Annotated in this window: 3 protein-coding genes; all 3 read left to right on the top strand. The window is 70.0% G+C overall.

The features are described from left to right. The first annotated feature begins 3 nt into the window (after positions 1-3). Entirely contained in the window at positions 4-3309 is a 3306-nt protein-coding gene (treS, locus tag BKE38_RS24545; RefSeq protein ID WP_076959852.1) for a maltose alpha-D-glucosyltransferase, read from the top strand. 6 nt (positions 3310-3315) lie between these two features. After that, positions 3316-5532, top strand: a complete 2217-nt coding sequence (glgB, locus tag BKE38_RS24540) for a 1,4-alpha-glucan branching protein GlgB (RefSeq protein WP_083747835.1) — start codon at positions 3316-3318, stop codon at positions 5530-5532. Between the two features lies 1 nt (position 5533). After that, positions 5534-6717 (top strand): glycogen debranching protein (locus BKE38_RS24535; RefSeq protein WP_242662558.1); only part of this gene is annotated, 1184 nt, incomplete at its 3' end.

Here is a 6717-nt window from a genome sequence, read left to right as displayed (position 1 = left end):
CACCTGCCCGCCGCCGCCGCCGCGCCGCTGCCGGAGCATCCGGCCGATCCGCTCTGGTACAAGGATGCGGTGATCTACCAGCTGCACATCAAGTCGTTCTTCGATTCGAACGACGATGGCGTGGGCGACCTGCCGGGGCTGATCGCCAAGCTGGATTACATCGCGACGCTCGGCGTCGACGTCGTCTGGCTGCTGCCCTTCTACCCCTCGCCGCGGCGCGACGACGGCTACGACATCGCCGAGTACAAGGCGGTGCATCCGGAATACGGCACGCTGGCCGACATCCGCCGCTTCATCCAGGCGGCGCATGCGCGCGGCATCCGCGTGGTGACCGAGCTGGTCATCAACCACACCTCGGACCAGCATCCCTGGTTCCAGCGGGCGCGCCGCGCCAAGCCCGGCTCGGTGCATCGCGACTTCTACGTCTGGTCGGACACCGACAAGAAGTACGAAGGCACCCGCATCATCTTCCTCGACACCGAGAAGTCGAACTGGACCTGGGACGCCGAGGCCGGCGCCTATTTCTGGCACCGCTTCTACAGCCACCAGCCGGACCTGAACTTCGACAACCCGCAGGTCATGAAGGAGGTGCTCTCCGTCATGCGCTTCTGGCTGGATGCCGGCGTCGACGGGCTGCGGCTGGACGCGATCCCCTACCTGATCGAGCGCGACGGGACGAACAACGAGAACCTTCCCGAAACGCATGTCGTGCTGAAGAAGATCCGCGCGGCGCTGGACGAGCATGCGCCGGGAAAGATGCTGCTGGCCGAGGCCAACCAGTGGCCGGAGGACACCCAGCAGTATTTCGGCGACGGCGACGAATGCCACATGTCGTTCCACTTCCCGCTGATGCCGCGCATGTACATGGCGATGGCGCAGGAGGACCGCTTCCCGATCACCGACATCCTGCGGCAGACCCCGGAGATCCCGGACACCTGCCAATGGGCGATCTTCCTGCGCAACCATGACGAGCTGACGCTGGAGATGGTGACCGACAAGGAGCGGGACTATCTCTGGAACACCTATGCCTCGGACAAGCGGGCGCGCATCAACCTCGGCATCCGCCGGCGCCTGGCGCCGCTGCTGGAGCATGACCGCCGCCGCATCGAGCTGATGAATTCCCTGCTGCTCTCGATGCCGGGGACGCCCGTCCTCTACTACGGCGACGAGATCGGCATGGGCGACAACATCCATCTCGGCGACCGCGACGGCGTGCGCACGCCGATGCAGTGGTCGCCCGACCGCAACGGCGGCTTCAGCCGCGCCAATCCGGCCAGCCTGGTGCTGCCGGCGATCATGGACCCGGTCTATGGCTTCCAGGCGGTCAATGTCGAGGCGCAGTCGGCCGATCCGCATTCGCTGCTGAACTGGACCCGGCGCATGCTGGCGGTGCGCAAGCGCCACCAGTCCTTCGGCCGCGGCAATTTCGGCTATCTCTATCCGGGCAACCGCAAGATCCTCGCCTATCTCCGCGAATACGAGGGCGAGACCATCCTCTGCGTCTGCAACCTGTCGCGCACGGCGCAGGCGGTGGAGCTCGACCTGGCGCAGTTCGCCGGCCGCGTGCCGGTGGAACTCGTCGGCGGCTCCTCCTTCCCGCCGATCGGCCAGCTGACCTATCTGCTGACCCTGCCGCCCTATGGCTTCTACTGGTTCCTCCTGGCAACCGAGGTCGCCATGCCCAGCTGGCACACGCCCGCCCCCGAAGCGATGTCCGAGCTCTCCACCCTGGTGCTGCGCGGCGGCCTGGCCGATGTGCTGGCCGCCGCCCCGCGCCGGGTGATCGAGCACGACGCCCTGCCGCAATATCTGGCCAAGCGCCGCTGGTTTGCCGGCAAGGACGGCCCGCCGGCCGATCCGCACCTGGCCTTCGCCGAGGCGCTGGCCGACACCACGGTCGAGGTGCTGCTGGCCGAGGTGGAGGTCACCGAGGGCGATGGCCGCGCCCGCTACCTGCTGCCGCTCGGCATCGCCTGGGAGGACGAGGCGGGCAGCAGCGCCCTGCCGCAGCAGCTGGCGCTGGCCCGCGTCCGCCGCGGCCGCCGCGTCGGCGTGCTCACCGATGCCTTCGCCCTCGACGCGCTGCCCACCGGCGTGCTGAAGGGGCTGGCGGAAAGCGCGGTGATGCCGCTGTCGGAAGGCGAGATCCGCTTCCTGCCGACCTCGCAGTTCGATGCGGCCAGCATCCCGGCGGATGCCGAGATCCGGCGCCTCTCGGCCGAGCAGTCGAACTCCTCGCTGATCATCGGCGACCAGGCGGTCCTCAAGCTGGTCCGCCGCGTCACCGAAGGCATCAGCCCCGAGACGGAGATGACCCGCCACCTGACCGAGCGCGGCTTCGGCCAGACCGCGCCGCTGCTGGGCGAGGTGGTGCGCATCGGCGCCGACGGCACGCCGCGCACCCTGGTCGTGGTGCAGGGCTTTGTCCGCAACCAGGGCGATGGCTGGGGCTGGACGACCGACTTCCTGCAGCGCAGCGTGGGCGAGCTCGCCGTTGCCGAAGCCTCGCCGGAGGAGCAGGAGAATGCCTTCGGCGGCTATGCCGTCTTCGCGGCGGCGCTCGGCAAGCGGCTGGCGGAAATGCATGCGGTGCTGGCCGAGGAGAGCGACGACCCCGCCTTCAACCCCGAGCCGGCGACGGCGAAGGAGACCAAGGCCTGGGCCCGCGGCGCCCGCCTGCAGCTGGAGGCGGCGCTGAAGGCGCTGGCCGCGCCGCGCGACTGGGCGAGCCCGGCCGATGCCGAGGCCGCAGCCCAGCTGATCGCGCAGAAGGCCGCGCTGTCGGCGGCCATCGACCGGCTGGCCGCCGCCGGCGAGGGCGCGCTGCAGACCCGCATCCATGGCGACTTCCATCTCGGCCAGGTGCTGGTGGTGCAGGGCGACGCCTGCATCATCGACTTCGAGGGGGAGCCTGCCAAGTCGCTCGAGCAGCGCCGTGCCAAGTCCTCGCCGATGCGCGACGTGGCCGGGCTGCTGCGCTCCTTCGACTATGCGGTGGCCAGCGCCCGCCCGGAAAGCGAGCCCACCGCCGGCGAGGAGGCCGAGCGCCGCACCGCGCTGCTGGAAGACTTCCGCAACCATGCCGGCAGCGCCTTCCTCGGCGCCTACCGTGCCGTGCATGCCGAGACCCCGCGCCCCTGGGTGGCGGGCGAGGCCGAGGCCGCGCTGCTCGAGCTCTTCCTGCTGGAGAAGGCGGCCTACGAGATCTGCTATGAGGCGGCCAACCGCCCGGGCTGGCTGCCGATTCCGCTGCACGGCCTGGCCCGGCTGAGCGCGACGATCCTGGGCGCCAGCCCTTCCAAGGAGTGACGAGGCATGGCCAATCCGAACCAGCCGGCCACCCCGCCGCCCGTGAAGCTGGCGCCCGCCACCCTGCCGCCGGAGGCCGTGGCCGCCCTGGTGGAGGGGCGCCATGGCGACCCCTTCGCCCTGCTCGGCCCGCAGCCCGGGGCTGACGGCAAGCCCTGGCTGCGCGTGCTGCTGCCCGGCGCCACGGCCGTGGCCGCCATCACCGCCGACGGCGCGGCGCCGCTGGCGCTGACCCATGCCGCGGGCCTGTTCGAAGGGCCGCTGCCCGCGGACAAGCCCTATCGCCTGCGCATCGACTGGAGCGGCACGGTGCAGGAGGCGGCCGACGCCTATTCCTTCGGCCCGCTGCTGGGCGAGCTCGACCTGCATCTGCTGGGCGAAGGCGCGCATCGCGACATCGGCCGCACGCTCGGCGCGCATCCGATGACGGTCGACGGCGTCAGCGGCACCCGCTTCGCCGTCTGGGCGCCGAATGCCCGCCGCGTCTCAGTGGTCGGCGACTTCAATGGCTGGGACGGCCGCCGCAACCCGATGCGGCTGCGCCACGGCCCCGGGGTCTGGGAGATCTTCCTGCCCGATATCGGGCCGGGCACGATCTACAAGTACGAGGTGCTCGACCCGAACGGCGCCATCCTGCCGCTGAAGGCCGATCCTTTCGCCTGGCAGGCGGAGGTCGCGCCGGCCACCGGCTCGATCGTCGCCGACACGGCCGGCTTCCGCCCGCCGGCGCCGCTGCCGGCCCGGTCGGGCCCGCCCGCCAGCCAGCCGATCTCGGTCTACGAGGTGCATGCCGGCTCCTGGATGCGCGGCGACGGCAACCGCGAGCTGTCCTGGGAGGAGCTCGGCGACCGGCTGATCCCCTACCTCACCGGCATGGGTTTTTCCCACGTTGAGTTCCTGCCGGTCATGGTGCACCCCTTCGGCGGCTCCTGGGGCTACCAGCCGCTGGGGCAGTACGCGCCGCAAGCCGCGCTCGGCCCGCCGGAGCATTTCGCCCGGCTGGTCGAGCGGCTGCACGAGGCGGGGATCGGCGTCATCCTCGACTGGGTGCCGGCGCATTTCCCGACCGACAGCCATGGCCTGGCCCGCTTCGACGGCACGGCGCTCTACGAGCATGCCGACCCGCGCGAGGGCTTCCACCAGGACTGGAACACGCTGATCTACAATCTGGGCCGGCGGGAGGTGCGCAACTTCCTGATCGGCAGCGCCCTGCACTGGCTGGAGACCTATGGCGTCGATGCGCTGCGGGTCGATGCCGTGGCCTCGATGCTCTACCGCGACTACAGCCGCAAGCACGATGAATGGGTGCCCAACATCCATGGCGGCCGCGAGAACCTGGAGAGCATTTCCTTCCTCCAGGAGCTGTCGCGGATCATCGAGGAGCGCTGCCCCGGCAAGCTGCTGATCGCCGAGGAAAGCACCGCCTTCCCCGGCGTCACCCGCCGCGCCGACGAAGGGGGCCTCGGCTTCGACTTCAAGTGGAACATGGGGTGGATGCACGACACGCTCCACTACATGGAGATGGAGCCGGTCTACCGGCAGTACCACCATGACGGCATCGCCTTCGGCCTGGTCTATGCCTTCTCCGAGCGCTTCATGCTGCCGCTCAGCCATGACGAGGTGGTGCATGGCAAGGGCTCGCTGATCGGCAAGATGCCGGGCGACGACTGGCAGAAATTCGCCAATCTCCGCGCCTATCTCAGCTTCATGTGGACCCATCCGGGCAAGAAGCTGCTGTTCATGGGCGGCGAGATCGCGCAGCACCGCGAATGGAACCACGACCGCTCGCTGGACTGGCACCTGCTGGACCAGGCGCCGCATGCCGGCATCCAGCGGCTGGTGCGCGACCTGAACCGGCTCTACCGCGACATCCCCGCCCTCCACGCCCGAGATTGCGAGGAAGGCGGCTTCCGCTGGGTGGTGCTCGATGACCGCCAGAACAGCGTCTTTGCCTATCTGCGCCTGGGGCCGGAGGGGACCGCGCCGGCCCTGGTCGTCTGCAACATGACCCCCGTCCTGCGGCAAGGCTATCGCGTCGGCGTGCCGCTGGGCGGGTCGTGGAGGGAAATCGTCAACTCGGACGCGGCCATCTATGGTGGCGCCAACAACGGCAATGGCGGCATGGTGCATGCGGCGGGCGCCGCCTCGCACGGGCTGGAAGACTCGCTCGACCTGCAGCTGCCCGGCCTCTCGACGATCGTGCTGACCCCGATGGAGGGCTGACTTGCCTCTGCTTCCCGACTGGCTGCTGCCGGGCCGGCCGGATCCGCTCGGCGCCAGCTGGGACGGGCTCGGCGTCAACTTCGCCGTCTTCTCGGCGCATGCCACCCAGGTGGATCTCTGCCTGTTCGACGCGGCCGGCCGGCGGGAAGTGGCCCGCCTGCCGCTGCCCGAATGCACCGACGAGGTGTTCCACGGCTACCTGCCCGAGGCGCGGCCGGGGCTGATCTACGGCTTCCGCGTGCACGGGCCCTACCAGCCCGAGCACGGCCACCGCTTCAACCCGCACAAGCTGCTGCTCGACCCCTATGGCAAGCAGCTGCACGGCAGTCTCCGCTGGTCCGACGCGCTCTACGGCCACCGCATCGGCACGCCGCGCGGCGATCTCAGCTTCGACCGCCGCGACAGCGCCGCCGCCATGCCGAAATCGGTCGTGGTGGACGACGCCTTCAACTGGGGCGACGACCGGCCGCCTTCAGTGCCCTGGGACCGCACGCTGATCTACGAGACGCATCTGCGCGGCCTGACCATCCAGCGCGACGACATCGCCCCGCGTGAGCGCGGCAGCTTCGCGGGCCTCGCCAGCCCGCCGGTGATCGAGCATCTGCAGCGGCTCGGCGTCACCGCGGTCGAGCTGCTGCCGGTGCAGGCGATCTGCCAGGACCGCTTCCTGGTGGAACGCAGGCTGCGCAACTACTGGGGCTATTCCACCCTCTCCTTCTTCGCCCCCGAGCCGGCCTATCTGGCGACCGGCGCGCTGGACGAGATCCGGGTGGCCATCCGCCGCCTGCATGCCGCCGGCATCGAGGTGATCCTCGACGTGGTCTACAACCACACCTGCGAAGGCGACGCTCTCGGGCCCACGCTGTCCTGGCGCGGCTTCGACAATGCCAGCTACTACCGCCTGGTGCCGGGCGAGGAGCGGCGGCACATCGACGAGACCGGCTGCGGCAACACCGTCAACCTCTCGCACCCCCGGGTGTTGCAGATGGTGATGGACAGCCTCCGCTACTGGGCCACCGCCTTCCGGGTCGATGGCTTCCGCTTCGACCTCGCCTCCACCCTGGGGCGGGAGGGGCATGGCTTCGACCCCGGCTCCGGCTTCTTCGACGCCATCCGCCAGGATCCCGTCCTGTCGCGGCTGAAGCTGATCGCCGAGCCCTGGGACATCGGCCCCGGCGGCTACCA

The sequence above is a fragment of the Teichococcus deserti genome (assembly GCF_001982615.1).
Taxonomy (GTDB): domain Bacteria; phylum Pseudomonadota; class Alphaproteobacteria; order Acetobacterales; family Acetobacteraceae; genus Pseudoroseomonas; species Pseudoroseomonas deserti.
This window is presented reverse-complemented; position numbering and strand designations above follow the sequence as displayed.

Coding starts and splice junctions, on each gene's coding strand:
- glgB (WP_083747835.1), top strand. CDS start 3,316: ATGGCCAATCCGAACCAGCCGGCCACCCCGCCGCCCGTGAAGCTGGCG.